Genomic DNA, 16,413 nt, shown 5'->3' with positions numbered 1-16,413 from the left:
TAAAGTAATGTCGCTTATTTAGCGATTACTTTAACGCCTTTATAAAAACCATCAGCCGTTACGTGGTGACGACGATGAGTTTCACCAGATACTGGATCTACTGATAAGTTTTCTGCTGTTAAAGCATCATGTGAACGGCGCATGCCACGTCTTGAACGAGACTTTTTGCTCTTTTGAACTGCCATGAGTTACTCCTAAATCGGTTATTAGTTAAATTGCTTTATAGCGATTAACTATTTGAGTTGTTTTAATACGTCAAATGGATTCGGTTTCTCAAGCTCTTCTGGCAATTCACCCCAAACACTATCCGCATCAGCTGAACAGTCTTCGATTTCGTGCCGTGGAATTAGTGGAATCATGAGTATTAACTCTTCTTCAACCAACTCTCGCAAGTTTACTTCACCATCTTCATTTAATTCTATTACATCATAATATGATGGAATATTCATCGCGGCTTCTTCATTTTTAGCAGGACTAAAAGTAAAATCTACTTTTAATTCACTGTCAAAAAGTTCATTACACCGCTGACAAGTTAATGCAACCAATGCCGACGCTGTACCAGACATTACTGTCAAACCACGTTCATCCACATCAAACTTAACACTAACTTGAACATGCTCGCTACGTTTTTCACTAACAGCAAGCAGTCTAGTCATTTCCGACACATTAAAAATACCTTCACACACAAGTCTTCGTTGTGCACTTCGGGTTGGACTAATTGTTATCGGAAGCTTAAGATTTTGCATAAGGCGCGCATAATAAAGCCCCTAAGGCCAAGTGTCAAAAGAAAATTAGTTAATTTCGTTTAAAATTTAAAGATTCTCCCTATAATAGCAGTTCTTTACGTATTTTTGCTTAATAGTCCGTCAATTTAGGCTAATTATCTTCTCTATATAATATAAAAAATAGGAAAACCATGAAAACCTTAGTTTTAGGCTCAACCTCTCCTTTTCGTAAAAGTATTTTAGAAAAACTTAACTTACCTTTTACTTGTGCTAAACCTAATATTGACGAAGCAGCACATGAGAATGAGACTCCGACACAATTAGTTGAGCGATTAGCCATTGAAAAAGCTCAAGCCGTTGCCAATGACTTTCACAACGCCTTAATTATTGGCTCAGATCAAGTGGCTGTTTGTGAGGGTGAAATATTAGGAAAGCCTCATAATTTTGACAATGCCGTTAAACAACTGACAATGTTTAGCAATAAAGCCATTACTTTTTATACCGGCTTATGTGTACTTGATAGTTCAAACAACAAGGTAAAATCCTTAGTAGAACCATTTACTGTACATTTTAATGCGTTATCACAAGAAGACATCAGCAACTACCTCCATGCCGAGCAGCCCTATAATTGTGCCGGTAGTTTTAAAAGTGAGGGCTTAGGTATTTGTTTATTTGAGAAACTTGAAGGCGATGATCCTAACACCTTAATTGGCTTACCATTAATAAGGTTAGTTGCTTTACTTAAAGCGCATGGGCTCAATGTACTTGCTGAACAAAAATCTAATTAACCATTAAAATAAGTAAACATAAGCTTATTTTGATCCAAGGCTATGCCAATAATAAGAGTACTGTTAGGCTCAGCGATGTTCTTGATAATTTAACAGAAACTTGTTTGAGCCCTTACTAATGTTAAAGGAGTAACTGTTGCAATTCGGTCAGTGAGTCAACAATAGCTTTTGGCTTGTAGGGCTCTAATTCTTCCCTATTTTGAGCACCTAAAGTAACACCAATACAGTCGATACCTGCATTGTTTGCCATTTCTAAATCATGATTAGTATCACCAACCATAACCGCTTTATGAGGCGCTATAGCGAATTCTTTTAAGATACTATTAATCATTTCAGGATCGGGTTTTGATGGCATTTCTCCTGCACACCGCGTTGTGTGAAAAAAATGTCCCGCCTCGCTTATTTGTAGCATTTTATCAATCCCTTCTCTGCCTTTTCCTGTTGCCACAGCTAATAACTTATTTTTTTTCAGTTCAGTTAATAAATTAAAAGCATTTTCAAATAATGGTGTTGGTGTAGTATCGGCCTCTAAGTATTGATATTTATATTGGCTTAACATCGCCTCCATTTGCTCTGGCATGATTTCAGGGAATAATTTCTTGATGCCAATAGGTAAACTCAACCCTATTATCCCTTTCGCATCTTCATTTGAAGGAACGGTTAAACCTACCTCTCTAGCAGAAGCTTTCATTGAAGAAACTATTCGGCCAACTGAATCCATCAAAGTGCCATCCCAATCAAATATAATCAATTCATAATCTTGCATTTAATTTGTCTCTTATTTTTTATTCTTTTACTAGCTTAGTAAGAAGGTTTTGTAAACTTGGTTCAAGTGGTGCTTCTATTTTTAAACGTTCTTCTGTTTTAGGATGTGTAAATTCGATACTAGCAGCATGTAAAAATAAACGTTTTAACCCCTTGCTTTTCATGTCACGATCAAACTCTTCATGCCCATATTTTGCATCCATAGCAATGGCATGACCACTAACTTGGCAATGGACACGAATTTGATGTGTTCTACCCGTAACAGGGAAAGCGCGAACCAAAGTAGCTCCCCGGTAGCGTTCTAGGACTTTATAACGGGTTTCAGATTCTTTACCGTTTATATTATCTGCAACAACAACCCGCTCACCTGATTTAAGATCGTTTTTCTTTAAACCTTCCGTGACTCTCGTTAACTTAGTAGGCCAATGCCCTTTTACAAGAGCATGATAAAATTTTTGTACTTTTTTATTACGTAATTGCTCGTGTAAGTTACGCAGCGCCGAGCGTTTTTTAGCCACGACTAAGCAACCTGAAGTATCTCTGTCTAAACGATGAACAAGCTCTAACATACGCGCATCTGGACGTAAGGCTCTTAAAGCTTCAATCAAACCAAAGCTTAAACCACTCCCTCCATGAACAGCCATACCTGAGGGCTTGTTAATAACGATTAATCGGTCATCTTCAAAAAGAATTTGTTTTTCTAGGTTAGCAACGATATTTAAACCCGTAGAGACATTATCCGTTTTTTCAGAAACGCGAATTGGCGCTATACGTAAAACATCATCAACCGCTAGCTTATATACAGGTTTAATACGCTTTTTATTAACTCTAATCTCACCTTTACGCATTAAGCGATATAAATGACTTTTAGGAACACCTTTTAAGGTTCTTAGTAAAAAGTTATCAATTCGTTGACCCGCATCTTCGACATCAATAGTAATAAACCTTACTTTAGGCTTATCAGCTTCTTGAGTGTTATCTTGGTTACTTTGTGCTGGTTGTGGTTTCTGTGACATGATTTGCTGCTTATCTGATGTCGAATATTGCAATTTGCGCAGTTTAACACATTTTTTTTGCGGCTTTTTAACATTTAAGCTGTTTTTTTATTGGCTTATCCGACTTTAATAAGGGATAATGCGAAGCTAATGCGGAAAAAGCGAGCTTATCTGAGTGCACTATTAAGTGTTTAACCTATAAACATTAAAAGTAACTTAGCTCATCTAGCATTAACTTTAGAAGCTTTAAAGAGAAACGTAAGAGGAAAACTGCGGCCACAGTAGTGTAGCGAAACCAAATTAGGTATTTGACTCATTATTAGAACGGCCAATTGTAATAACTAACGTGTGTAACTTGTTAGAAAAAACATAAACAGTTTTATCAATTAAATATTGGTACTAGCCCAGCTCCATAAAGCAAATTTTATTAAATAAACCTACTTTGCCGTAACAGTTTTCAGCAAGTAACTTATTCAACCCTATTTAACAGCGTAAAAAGTCGCTCGGTAGAATAAATTATTAAATACTGCAAAGAGGTGCGCACAGCACACTCGCTGAGCACATGAAGAAACATTGACACTATGACAAGCTATAAAAGCATCATAGTTAATTAATAACAATCAGAATTTATAACAGCTTAACGTGGTTTTACGACACGTTAAATTTGACAACCGTGAGGCTGACAGCTTGCTGTTAAAATAGCTATAGATTGCACTACTTTGTGTGCTAAAGCATAGTTGTGTTGTGACTAAAAAATGAGTCACATAACTATGAAACGTATGTTAATAAACGCTACCCAATCGGAAGAATTGCGCGTAGCACTTGTTGATGGTCAAAAGCTTTACGATTTAGATATTGAAAGCCCTGGCCATGAACAAAAAAAAGCCAATATTTATAAAGCAAAAATCACCCGTATTGAACCCTCTTTAGAAGCCGCTTTTGTTGATTATGGTGCTGAGCGCCATGGCTTCTTACCCATGAAAGAGATTTCTCGTGAATACTTCCCTAGTGGCTATAGCTTTAAAGGTCGCCCTAATATCAAAGAAGTGTTACACGAAGGCCAAGAAGTCATCGTTCAAATTGATAAAGAAGAACGTGGCCAAAAAGGTGCCGCATTAACTACCTTTATCAGCCTTGCAGGAAGTTACTTAGTCTTAATGCCAAATAACCCGCGTGCTGGTGGCATTTCTCGCCGTATTGAAGGTGAAGAGCGCACAGAATTAAAAGCTTCTCTTAGCAAACTTGACCTACCTAAAGGTATGGGCCTAATCGTTCGTACCGCTGGTGTAGGTAAAGCCTATGAAGAACTGGAGTGGGATTTAAGTGTATTATTACATCACTGGAAGGCAATTAGTGATGTTGCTGAAAGTCACCCAGCACCGTTTTTAATTCACCAAGAAACCAATCTCATTTTACGTGCTATTCGTGACTATTTACGTCGCGATATTGGCGAAGTATTAATTGATCGTCCTAAAACATTTGAAAGTGTTAAGAAGCATATTGAAATTGTTCGCCCTGACTTCTTAAGTAAGATCAAGCTTTACTCTAGTGATGTCCCCTTGTTTACTCACTATCAAATTGAAACACAAATAGAAACAGCCTTTCAACGAGAAGTGCGCCTTCCTTCAGGTGGCTCTATTGTTATAGACCCAACAGAAGCAATGACATCTATCGATATCAACTCAGCCCGTGCAACTAAAGGTAGTGATATAGAAGAAACAGCATTTAATACCAACCTAGAAGCTGCAGAAGAAATAGCGCGTCAATTAAGATTACGCGATCTAGGTGGGTTAGTTGTTATTGATTTTATTGACATGACACCAGTTCGACATCAACGTGAAGTTGAGAACCGCATGCGTGATTCCGTTCGTCAAGATAGAGCTCGCATTCAATTAGGTCGTATTTCTCGCTTTGGACTACTAGAAATGTCACGTCAGCGCCTGCGTCCTTCAATAGGTGAAACCAGCCAAGGTGTATGTCCTCGTTGTAGCGGTACCGGTCAAGTACGTGGTGTAGAGTCATTAGCATTATCAATATTACGTTTAATGGAAGAAGAAGCCATTAAAGAAAACACGCAACATGTACAAGCACAAGTACCTGTTCCTGTAGCTACCTATCTACTCAATGAAAAACGACGCTCGGTTATGCACATTGAGAAACACCACGGTGTTAAAGTGCTTATCTTGCCAAATCCACATATGGATACACCACAGTATGAAGTACTGCGAGTGAAAAAAGATGAAACGGTATCGAGTGCCAGCTATGACATCTCAATCAAAAAGGCAGAGTTGGAAGAAGCTAAAATGCCTAAATTTGATAAAGACGTAGCTAAGCGTGATGAGCCAATGATCCAAGCAATGGGTCAAGGTATGGCTGCACCAAAAGTCGCGGACAATAAAGAGTCAGCCACTAAAAATTCAGCAGCAAGTTCTAAAGTTAAACCTACAGGCTTCTTTGCTTGGTTAAAAGCCCTCTTCTCTTCTGAAGAAGAAACAGTTGAGGAACAAACACCTAACAAGCCTAAGCGCCAAGACAATCGTGGCCAACAACGTGGACGCCAAGGTCAACGCCGAGGTAATTCACGTAATAACCGCGGTAACAAACGCTCAGAAGAACGTTCAGAAGATCGTAATGCTAAAGGCAGAAATACACGAAACAATAAAGATGATCGTGAAAATGCTAATAAGCAGACCAATAAAGTCAAAAAACCAAACCGTAAGCCTGAGCAAGATAAAAACAAACAAGCAAAAGAAGAAGTCGTTGCAGAACGACGTCAACGTAGAACTAATCGTAAGAAAGTACGTGTAAATAAAGCAAAAGATGCTGCAAATGAAAGTATCGAACAAGTTGCAACTTCAGCTAAAAATCCTGCCAATGAATCAACTGCACAAAAAGCGGTTGCTGAAGAGAAAACGCAGAGTGTTAAAAGCGAAGAAGCAACAACAAATACTGACAAAGCTACACGTGAAGAACGTCCAAGAAACAGACGTTCACCAAGACATTTACGCTCAAATGGTCAACGTAAGCGTCGCGATAAAAATACTGAACAATCGCCAGCTAACGAGCAAGCAACAGCTGAGACTGCTAATGAAGCAATTGAAGCAATTGAAGCACGTTACCCTGAGTCAGAAGCTGAGACAAAGATTCAATCAACTGAATCTACTACAGAGAGTAATATAGCTTCGCCGGTTAGCGATGGTGTTAACCCTGCTGCAGAAGAGCTGGTTTCACAAGAAGTACAACAAGATTTACCTTTTGAAGACGTTGATACTAACGAAGTGAAATCAGAAACAGTTAAGGCTGCTACAGAACCAACTTCTGTAACTGAAGAGCAAACTCAATCAGTTTCTAACAAAGCTGAAACTCTTGTTGAACCTGTTACTGAAGTTAGCGCTGAGTCTAAAGTTGAAACGTCTGTTGATGCAGCAACTGCACAAGAGCAAGCTCCTTCTGAAGTAGCAGAGCCAATTGAACAAGCTATCGCTGCAACAACCGAACCTGCAGAGAGCGAAGTGAAAGTGACCATCGAAACTGATGAACAAGTTGACACTAAAGCAGAAGAAACTTCAGTCGAAGCAAAAACTGAAAGCAATCAAGAATTAGTTAAAGAAACTCCTGTTGCAGAAGAGACAATGACAGAAGCTTCAGTAGCAGATGATAAGGTAGAAACTGATAAACCTGCTTCTGATAAAAAAGAGCCAGTAAAAAAAGTCAAAACAGTAGCTAAAAAGTCTACACCAAAAGATAAAAAGCTGGCGAGACAAGTGAAAAAAGCAAACCGTTTATCTGGTCGAGCAACTTCGCCTATGACCAAAACTGAAACTATTACCACTATTAATGAAATTCCAACAAGCTTTATGGCTAGTGAAGATCGTTTTGTGCATCAAGTTTCAGGACGAACAGCAATCACAGCTGACGTGGTAAGCCGAAGCTCTGCTGAGGCAACTAAACCAGTCTAAGTTATACTTACACTAAAAATTTAAAGCCAGTTGTTAACAATAACAACTGGCTTTTTTATTGCCCGTAAGCGAGAATTTGTTTTTTATTATTTCAACGTCTAATACTAATTAATGCAAACTTTCATAGATATTAGCTGGTGGCAATTAGGCTGCTTTAGTTTACTTTTATTATTCCCTTTTGCGATTAATTACCAATTAAAAGTAACGATTAATACAGCAACGAGTATCGCTATTGCACGTATGACGGCTCAACTTATATTGGTTGGCTTGTACTTAAAGTATATTTTTATATTAAACAGCCCTACCCTTAATATTACTTGGCTAGTGGTTATGGTGCTTATTGGGGCAAGTGCTATTTTGTCATCAAGTAAGGTCAACCCAAAAACCTTATTTATTCCTGTGTTGGTGGGCTTGTTGGTTGGTTTAATACCCATATTACTCATCATGCTAGTTTTTATATTACAGCCAATGCCTACACTTTCAGCGCAGTATTTAATCCCAATTGGCGGTATGTTATTAGGCAACAGCTTAAGTGGAAATATTATTGCGTTACAACAGTTCTCTAAGGCTTTTGATGAGAAAAGTGAAGAATATGAAGGGGCATTAGCGCTTGGAGCCACTCCAGAGCAAGCCAGTGAAAGTTTCAGACAGGCTGCATTACAAGGAGCATTAGCGCCTATTATCGCAACCATGGCAACCACAGGCATTGTGACCTTACCTGGCATGATGACAGGACAAATTTTAGCGGGAGCTGATCCCATAATAGCAAATAAATATCAAATCATGATCATGATTGCGATATTTACTATGATGAACCTTTCCATCGCGATCTGTTTAAAACTTTCTGTACGTTTTGCCATTAACAAAACAGGTTTAATAAATATAAAAAAACCAGCACGTTAAACTTAACATGCTGGTGTTAATAAGGCTATTTGCAAAAAAGTTATTTAACGTGTGCTAATGCTTCATTTGCTAAGCGAGTGATTTGTCCCCAATCTTTAGTTTCAACGATGTTACTTGAAACCAACCATGAGCCACCACAACACATCACGTTAGGTAATGCTAGATAATCACGAACATTATTAATGTTAATTCCACCCGTTGGACAAAACTTAATATCAGGGAATGGTCCGCCGATAGATTTAATCGCATTTACACCACCTGAAGCTTCAGCTGGGAAAAACTTCAAATGATCATAACCAAAATCAGAAGCATCCATCAATTCAGAAATTGATGAAATACCAGGAATTAAAGCAATATTGCTTTCATTACCCGCTTGCAGTAAATCCTTAGTTAAACCTGGGCTAATAGCAAATTTAGCACCAGCATCATAAGATTGTTGCAACTGCTGGCGATTAGTAACCGTGCCTGAGCCAATAATAGCTTCAGGTAACTCTTTAGCAATTGTGCTTATAACATCTAATGCAGCCGGAGTACGTAACGTTACTTCTAAAACTCGAACATCAGCAGCAAGAAGTGCTTCGGCAATTGGCAAGGCATCTTCTACTTTGTTAATTACTAACACTGGCACAATTGGCCCTTGAGCAAAAAGATCCTTTGGCATGATTTGCCAATTTTTTAATACTGTCATAAATCCTCTATTTTTTTGCATCAACCTTATTGATGCTTAATGTTAATCTGCGTTAAATGTTTAAATAAGATTGTTATTCATCAAACAATGAACAAGCACCCGTTTCAGCTGAACTTAAGTTACGACGCATGAAACCAAAAAGTTCACGCCCCATTCCCTGATGATGACCATTCACTTGGAATTGAGCATTTTCACGTGCATTTAATTCCGCTTCATCAACCAATAAAGTTAATTCACCTGTATTGCTGTTTAAGTTAACCATATCGCCTGTTTTCACTTTGGCGATCAGACCACCGTCTAAAGCTTCTGGGCATAAATGAATAGCTGCTGGCACTTTTCCAGAAGCCCCTGACATACGTCCGTCAGTCACTAATGCTACTTTGAAACCTTTATCTTGTAGCACACCAAGTAATGGCGTTAATTTATGTAATTCAGGCATACCACGTGCTTTAGGCCCTTGGAAACGAACCACTGCAACAAAATCTTTTTCTAATTCGCCTGCATCAAAAGCTTTTTGTAATTCGTGCTGATCTTCAAAAACGATGGCAGGAGCCTTAACTTCATAACAATCACTCCTAAGCGAGGATGTTTTGATCACTGAAGTACCTAAATTGCCTTCAAGTGTTTTCAGGCCGCCATCAGCTTTAAATGGTTTATCGACGGTAGTTATAACTTCTTTATCACCAGATTCAGAAACACCATCAACCCACTTCAGCTGACCACTTTCTAATATTGGCTTTTGCGTGTAACGTGTTAAACCACGACCACAAATTGTTTCTACATCTTCATGTACTAAACCAGCATTAATTAGTTCTTTAAACAGTAATGCCATACCACCAGCTTCTTGGAAGTGGTTAATATCAGCCTGACCATTCGGGTAAATTTTGGTAATTAGCGGCACTACATGAGATAAGTCATTAAAGTCATGGAAGTCGATAATAATGCCTGCAGCACGAGCAAAGGCAATAATATGCATGATTAAGTTAGTTGAACCACCTGTCGCTAAAAGCGCGACAATCGCATTTACAACAGAGCGCTCATCGATCATTTCACCAACAGGCATGAAATTACCAGACTGCTGGGTTAAACGTGTAACTTGACGCGCAGCAGCTTTAGTTAATTCTTCTCTTAATGGCGTATTTGGCGGTACAAAAGAAGCACCCGGCAAATGCAAGCCCATCACTTCAACCACTAATTGGTTTGAGTTGGCAGTACCAAAGAAGGTACATGTACCTGCAGAGTGATAAGAAGACGATTCAGCTTCTAACAACGCTTCTTCATCTACCTCACCTTTTGCATATTGTTGGCGTACGCGTGCTTTTTCTTTATTTGGAATCCCTGAAGGCATAGGGCCAGCAGGTACAAATACCGTGGGTAAGTGACCAAATGTCATACTCGCTATAAGTAAACCGGGAACAATTTTGTCACAAATCCCAAGTACTAATGAGCCATCGAACATATTATGTGATAAACCAATGGCCGTAGACATAGCAATAACATCACGACTCATTAGGCTTAAATCCATGCCAGGCTGCCCTTGAGTCACACCATCACACATAGCAGGAACACCGCCCGCAAATTGAGCAACACCACCAGTTTCTTTAACTGCTTCTTTAATAATATCAGGATATACCTGGTAAGGTTGATGTGCACTTAGCATATCATTATAAGCAGAGGTTATTGCGATATCAGAGTGATTCAAGCCTCTAAGGGCTAGCTTATCTTCTTTTCCGCAAGCAGCAAAACCATGGGCTAAATTGCCACATGATAAACTAGCACGATGCACTGTGTTAGACTTTGCCGCCTCAATTTTAGCTAAATATTCACGTCGAGTTGTAGCACTACGAGCAATAATACGCTCAGTGATTTCGACTATCTCTTTTTTCATTGTAACTGTCATTGTTCTGCTTCTTATTTATTGTCTATGACTACACGTGATAGAATTTTTTCGTAAGTTGTAAGTTAACTAACTATTTAGCCCAGTAGATTTCGGTGCTTATATTGTCATTTTGTAAAAATGCACGTATTGGCATCTCATAAATATCAGTACTTGCCAATGCACTATCAAGCACGTCTTTTTTACTCTCTCCACAGATATGTAAAAATGTATGCTTACTTTCACTTAATGCGGCATAACTAAAAGAGATACGTTGATGTGGTGCTGTTGTTGGTTCAACCTTCATCAATGCACTCGAATTATTTAGATCTAAACCCGTTTTAATTTGGTCACTGCAAGGGAATAAAGAGGCTGTATGTCCATCTTCACCCATACCTAAAATTAGTACATCTAAAGGTAATAAGGTATTTTTTACGGCTAAATTTAAATCAGCTAATGTTTCCTCTGACAAGTCTTCACCTTGTTTAAGGTGAAAAAACTTAGCATTAGCTGCATTGTTTTGTAATAAATTTTCATGTACTAAACGGGTATTACTATCAGTACTATTAATATCTACCCAGCGTTCATCCGCTAAAGTAATTGTAACTTTCTTCCAATCTAGATCTTTTTCTGACAACGCTTTAAAGAAACCTTTCGGTGTAGAGCCGCCTGATACTGCAATACTTGCTTTACCTTTTAAGGCAATAGCAGACTGTAAAATAGCGCTAACTTGTTCAGCTAACGCAACATCCAGCTGCTCACGATTAGTAAAATCATTGAACTGATACATAATTATTCAACCCACTGGCGATCATCACGCGCGATTAAAGAAATAGATGATACTGGCCCCCAAGAGCCTGCAGCATATGGTTTAGGTGCTTCATTGGTAGATTGCCAAGCGTCTATGATGCTATCAGCCCAAATCCATGCAGCTTCTACTTCATCACGACTTACAAACAGTGACTGATTGCCATTTAACACTTCTAGCATCAAACGTTCATAAGCATCAATTACACGTTGATCTTGATAAGTTTCAGTAAAACTCAAATCTAACTTGTTTTCTTGAATGTGCATTTGCGAAGCGATGCCTGGAATTTTATTCATCATTTGTAACTCTACGCCTTCATCGGGTTGAAGACGAATAGTTAGCTTGTTTGATGGTAAGTCGCTATAACTATCTTTAAAAATGTTATGTGGTTGTTCTTTAAAATGTACAACAATTTCACTGTGTTTAGCTGGCATACGCTTACCAGTACGTAGATAAAAAGGAACGCCAGACCAGCGCCAGTTATCTAATTCAGCTTTAATTGCAACAAATGTTTCTGTTGTACTATTGGTATTAGCACCTTCTTCATTCAAATAACCCGGTACTTCTAGACCATTTAAGAAACCGTCGGTGTACTGACCACGGACCGTTTTTTCTTTGATATTAGTTTTATCTATTGGGCAAAGAGCTTTAACTGCTTTTAGCTTTTCAGCTCGAACACTTTCAGCACTTAAATCAGCTGGGGGCTCCATCGCTAATAAAGACAAAATTTGTAAAAGGTGGTTTTGAATCATATCGCGCATTTGACCGGCTTCATCATAAAAGCCCCAACGCCCTTCAATACCAACACTTTCAGCAACAGTTATTTGAACATGATCAATACTGTTTCTATCCCAGTTATTTGTAAACAAAGAATTTGCAAAACGTAATACTAATAAGTTCAATACCGTTTCTTTACCTAAATAATGGTCGATACGATAAATTTGGTTTTCATTAAAAAATCGAGCTACTTGATCATTAATCACTTTTGATGTTTCTAAACAATGACCAATTGGCTTTTCCATAACGACACGGTCTGCATCAGTAATCAATGAGGCATGATTTAAACCGTCACAAATATCACCGTAAATTGAAGGAGGTGTCGAGAAGTAATAAATACGAGTTGCATTTCCCTTTTCAATGGTAGTGGCTAAGCTTTCATAAGCTTTAGCATCTATCATATCAAGCTGTTGATAGACCAAGCGCTCAGTGAATCTAGCAAGCACTTTTTCATCAAGATCTTCTTTTACAAAATTGTTAAGGTTCTCTAAAACAAGTGCCTTAAATTCTTCTAACGAGTGCTCTTGACGGGCAACACCGACAATATGACTATCAGGATTAATTAAGCCACATACTTCTAATTGATATAATGCTGGTAACAATTTACGACGAGATAAGTCACCTAAAGCACCGAAAATAACAATTTCACTCGCTATCTGACAATCTATTTTATTCATAAAAACTCTCTGATCTTATGGTTCAGCTTCTGTTAAACATGATGATAACAAAATTCGGATCGATAAATTTGTTTAATGTTACCTTCTTATTATTTATCTTAATAAAGCTAACAAGACTGTAACTAAACTACATATTCCCTAATTTAGCGCTTGAAAGTTCATCAGTAAAGAACTTTTTGTAATTTTACTACATTTTTTTCAGTTTTATCATATTCAGTTTATATATATTAGTCTCTAAATTAACCCGTTTTCCTTTATAGACTGAAGAAAGTGTAAACACATTATCTTGTTATTTTTTCACAAAACATAGATATAAAACTCTTGAGTTCTTATTAAATATTTGCAAATTTCATACTATTTGCATTATATTAGTGATTATTATGAAATAAAATTTCATAATTCCTGTTACTAAAACAGAAAATAAATTACAGTATGGTATAATTAAGCTTTAAACAATTCCGGTTTAACATAATAACTTTTACTTAAAATATGCCTGTATGCATGGCTAAAACAGCAGATCTAGGATCACAACGTAATGAATATATTAGAAAAGATCGCCAATGAACTAGACACCTTAAGTAAGTCTGAGCGAAAAGTAGCAGAAGTCATCTTGTCGTCACCAAATACAGTGATTCATTCAAGTATAGCTGCACTTGCTAAACAAGCGAACATAAGTGAGCCCACTGTAAATCGCTTTTGCCGTCGTTTAGATACAAAAGGATATCCTGACTTTAAATTACATCTCGCGCAAAGTTTAGCGAACGGTACTCCTTATGTTAATCGTCATGTTGATGAAAACGATTCTGCAGATGAATACACGGCAAAAATATTTGAATCAACTATGGCTAGTCTTGAACTTGCCCGTAAAAGTTTAGACCCATCGTTAATTAACCGTTCAGTAGATGTCTTAACACAAGCAAATAAAATATCATTTTTTGGCTTAGGTGCTTCTGCTATTGTTGCACACGATGCCCAAAACAAGTTTTTCCGCTTTAATGTTCCTGTTGTTTACTTCGATGACATACTAATGCAACGAATGAGTGCTATAAATAGTAGACAGGGTGATGTTGTTATCGTTATTTCTCACACTGGCAGAACTAAATCACTTGTTGAAGTAGCAAGCTTAGCTAAAGAAAACGATGCAACGGTTATCGGTATTACAAGTGCAGGAACACCACTTGCAAAAGAATGTAGTATTGTTTTATCTGTTGATGTAAGTGAAGACACTGACTTGTACATGCCTATGTCTTCACGTATTGCACAACTAGCTTTAGTCGATGTATTAGCCACCGGCTTTACTTTGCGTCGTGGCAGTAAATTTAGAGATAATTTGAAAAAAGTAAAAGATAGTTTAAGAAGCTCGCGCTTTGAACGTAAAGAATAACCAGATAAGTGGTATAGCTTAGCATTGCGTCTTTTTGTTTTAGCAATATAAAGCCTATTACCACCTAAATAAAACACATGTCAATTTAAAGAAGTTATAAGGATTAAAATGCCTAGAAGAACGAAAATTGTTGCTACCTTAGGTCCTGCAACAGATGATAAAGAAAAATTAAAAGCGGTCCTTGCTGCTGGTGTAAACGTAGTAAGACTAAATTTCTCTCACGGTATCCCACAAGATCATATTGATAGAGCAAACAATGTTCGAGAAGCAGCAAAAGAGTTAGGTATTTACGTAGGTATTTTAGGTGACTTGCAAGGTCCTAAAATTCGTATATCAACTTTTAAAGATGGCCCTATAAAATTAGCTATTGGCGATAAGTTTGAACTTGATGCTACTTTAGAAAAAGGTCAAGGTTGTCAAGAAAAAGTAGGGATTGATTACAAGCGTTTAGTACAAGATGTTAGCGCTGGTGATATATTGCTTCTTGATGATGGTCGTGTGCAATTAAAAGTTATTTCTAAGTCTGAAACATCAGTATTTACGGAAGTGACTGTAGGCGGTCCGTTATCAAACAACAAAGGTATTAATCGCCAAGGCGGTGGCTTAACAGCACCTGCTCTTACAAGCAAAGATAAAGAAGATATAAAATTAGCTGCTAAAATTGATGTTGATTTTCTTGCTGTTTCTTTCCCTCGTGATGCTGCAGACATGCGTGAAGCTCGCTTACTTGCTCAAGAAGCAGGTTGTGATGCGCGTTTAGTATCAAAAATAGAGCGTGCTGAAGCTGTAAATGATGATCAAGTACTTGATGATATTATCTTAGCATCAGATGTAGTCATGGTTGCACGTGGAGATTTAGGGGTAGAAATTGGTGATGCTGAACTTGTTGGTAAGCAAAAGCATATTATCGCTCGCTCACGTCGTTTAAACCGTGTTGTTATTACTGCGACTCAAATGATGGAAACCATGATTGAGCAACCAATGCCAACTCGTGCTGAGGTTATGGATGTATCAAATGCTGTGCTTGATGGTACTGATGCAGTAATGTTAAGTGCTGAAACAGCAGCAGGTAAATACCCTGTAGAAACAGTTACTGCTATGGCTAATGTTTGTACAGGCGCTGAAAAGCATCGTTCAGTTAATATTTCAAATCACAGAATGGATTTAACTTTCACTGAAATTTCTGAAACAATTGCGTTATCTGCAATGTACGCGGCAAACCACTTAGACGGTGTTTCAGCGATTATTTCATTAACTGAGTCAGGCCAAACAAGTAAATTAATGTCTAGAATCACTTCAGGCTTACCTATTTACTCATTATCTCGTCATAGCAAAACTCTTAATAAAACAGCTATTTACCGTGGTGTTTATCCTGTTGATTTTGACTCTACGAACAGTAGTGATGAAACGTTAAGTGATGATATTTTAAAAGAAGTATGTAAACATTCTGACTTAACTGTGGGTGATAAAGTGATTTTAACTCACGGTGATTTAATGGAAACTATTGGTGCATCTAACACATTAAAAGTGTTAACTATTGCTAAAAAGCACCTTGCTTAATGATTAAATACCATTAATAAACGCAAAGTTACAGGTAACGAGTAATAAAATATCTCTCAAAGTATTTTTATTTCTTTTTACTTGTAACTTTTTTACTTTCTTAGTGAAAGTTTATCTTTGCAAATTTTCATTGCTAGCTATTACAATGTTCCATGTAACCCAGCAAGCTTTTATAAAGTATTAATCTAACTCTTCAATTGAAATTCCAATAAGATAACAACCTTCGCACTCTTCTTCGATACGAACGACTTTACCACGTAAATCTAACGACTGCACTTGGCTTGAGGCTGAATCTAGTTTGACTTTAACATTAGTAGACAACTCTAATGGGTGTTCCATTTCTATTGCCATGCCTGTAGCACTTAAATCTCGACAGGTTGCTTTTAACTGACTATTCGCTTCATCATCAATCACTGTTACAGTAATTTCACTGTTTAACATCATACGATAAAAGTCACGCTTATCATCAAAATTTATCATCACTACTCCAATGCATCTATCATCAAAT

General features: G+C 37.5%; 14 protein-coding genes. 5 read left to right on the top strand and 9 right to left on the bottom strand.

The window, feature by feature from the left end; genetic code table 11:
• Positions 1-14: 14 nt before the first annotated feature.
• On the bottom strand, positions 15-185 hold the full coding sequence (rpmF, locus tag AC27GZ_RS09985) for a 50S ribosomal protein L32 (RefSeq protein ID WP_116000475.1): 171 nt from the start codon (positions 183-185) through the stop codon (positions 15-17).
• A 48-nt stretch (positions 186-233) separates the two neighbouring features.
• A complete protein-coding gene (yceD, locus tag AC27GZ_RS09980; RefSeq protein WP_487094829.1) occupies positions 234-746 on the bottom strand; it encodes a 23S rRNA accumulation protein YceD in 513 nt (170 codons plus the stop codon).
• 170 nt (positions 747-916) lie between these two features.
• Here yceD and AC27GZ_RS09975 point away from each other — a divergent pair, with 170 nt between their 5' ends.
• Positions 917-1,513, top strand: a complete 597-nt coding sequence (locus AC27GZ_RS09975) for a Maf family protein (protein ID WP_487094827.1) — start codon at positions 917-919, stop codon at positions 1,511-1,513.
• A 121-nt stretch (positions 1,514-1,634) separates the two neighbouring features.
• Here the strand turns inward: AC27GZ_RS09975 and AC27GZ_RS09970 are convergent, their stop codons facing one another.
• Both AC27GZ_RS09970 and rluC read right to left on the bottom strand, forming a co-directional pair.
• Positions 1,635-2,279 (bottom strand): HAD-IA family hydrolase, encoded by a 645-nt coding sequence (locus AC27GZ_RS09970; RefSeq protein ID WP_487094825.1) that lies wholly within the window; start codon positions 2,277-2,279, stop codon positions 1,635-1,637.
• Between the two features lie 19 nt (positions 2,280-2,298).
• Complete coding sequence (rluC, locus tag AC27GZ_RS09965) at positions 2,299-3,294, bottom strand: 23S rRNA pseudouridine(955/2504/2580) synthase RluC (protein WP_487094824.1); 996 nt, start codon at positions 3,292-3,294, stop codon at positions 2,299-2,301.
• 749 nt (positions 3,295-4,043) lie between these two features.
• Here rluC and rne point away from each other — a divergent pair.
• On the top strand, positions 4,044-7,232 hold the full coding sequence (gene rne / locus AC27GZ_RS09960; RefSeq protein WP_487095260.1) for a ribonuclease E: 3,189 nt from the start codon (positions 4,044-4,046) through the stop codon (positions 7,230-7,232).
• Between the two features lie 111 nt (positions 7,233-7,343).
• Entirely contained in the window at positions 7,344-8,135 is a 792-nt protein-coding gene (locus tag AC27GZ_RS09955) for an ABC transporter permease (RefSeq protein WP_487094823.1), read from the top strand.
• Positions 8,136-8,175: 40 nt separating this feature from the next.
• Here AC27GZ_RS09955 and AC27GZ_RS09950 read toward each other — a convergent pair whose 3' ends face one another.
• The 4 genes from AC27GZ_RS09950 to zwf all read right to left on the bottom strand — a co-directional run bounded on the left by AC27GZ_RS09950 (position 8,176) and on the right by zwf (position 12,961).
• Positions 8,176-8,823, bottom strand: a complete 648-nt coding sequence (locus tag AC27GZ_RS09950) for a bifunctional 4-hydroxy-2-oxoglutarate aldolase/2-dehydro-3-deoxy-phosphogluconate aldolase (RefSeq protein ID WP_487094822.1) — start codon at positions 8,821-8,823, stop codon at positions 8,176-8,178.
• A gap of 73 nt (positions 8,824-8,896) precedes the next feature.
• Positions 8,897-10,711, bottom strand: a complete 1,815-nt coding sequence (gene edd / locus AC27GZ_RS09945; protein ID WP_487095258.1) for a phosphogluconate dehydratase — start codon at positions 10,709-10,711, stop codon at positions 8,897-8,899.
• Between the two features lie 82 nt (positions 10,712-10,793).
• On the bottom strand, positions 10,794-11,489 hold the full coding sequence (gene pgl, locus AC27GZ_RS09940) for a 6-phosphogluconolactonase (protein ID WP_487094820.1): 696 nt from the start codon (positions 11,487-11,489) through the stop codon (positions 10,794-10,796).
• Between the two features lie 2 nt (positions 11,490-11,491).
• Complete coding sequence (gene zwf, locus AC27GZ_RS09935) at positions 11,492-12,961, bottom strand: glucose-6-phosphate dehydrogenase (RefSeq protein WP_487094819.1); 1,470 nt, start codon at positions 12,959-12,961, stop codon at positions 11,492-11,494.
• 535 nt (positions 12,962-13,496) lie between these two features.
• Here zwf and AC27GZ_RS09930 point away from each other — a divergent pair.
• Entirely contained in the window at positions 13,497-14,345 is an 849-nt protein-coding gene (locus tag AC27GZ_RS09930) for a MurR/RpiR family transcriptional regulator (protein WP_487094817.1), read from the top strand.
• A 108-nt stretch (positions 14,346-14,453) separates the two neighbouring features.
• Positions 14,454-15,905: a pyruvate kinase gene (gene pyk, locus AC27GZ_RS09925; protein WP_487094816.1), complete on the top strand. Its 1,452-nt coding sequence runs from the start codon at positions 14,454-14,456 to the stop codon at positions 15,903-15,905.
• A gap of 180 nt (positions 15,906-16,085) precedes the next feature.
• Here the strand turns inward: pyk and AC27GZ_RS09920 are convergent, their stop codons facing one another.
• Positions 16,086-16,385 carry a PilZ domain-containing protein gene (locus AC27GZ_RS09920; protein ID WP_487094815.1) on the bottom strand — a complete coding sequence of 100 codons (300 nt, stop codon included), beginning with the start codon at positions 16,383-16,385 and terminating at the stop codon, positions 16,086-16,088.
• Between the last annotated feature and the right edge of the window lie 28 nt (positions 16,386-16,413).

The organism is Colwellia sp. SU-HH00943 (genome assembly GCF_057546125.1).
Note: the sequence above shows the minus strand (reverse complement) of the source record. Positions and strands in the feature narration are given on the sequence as shown.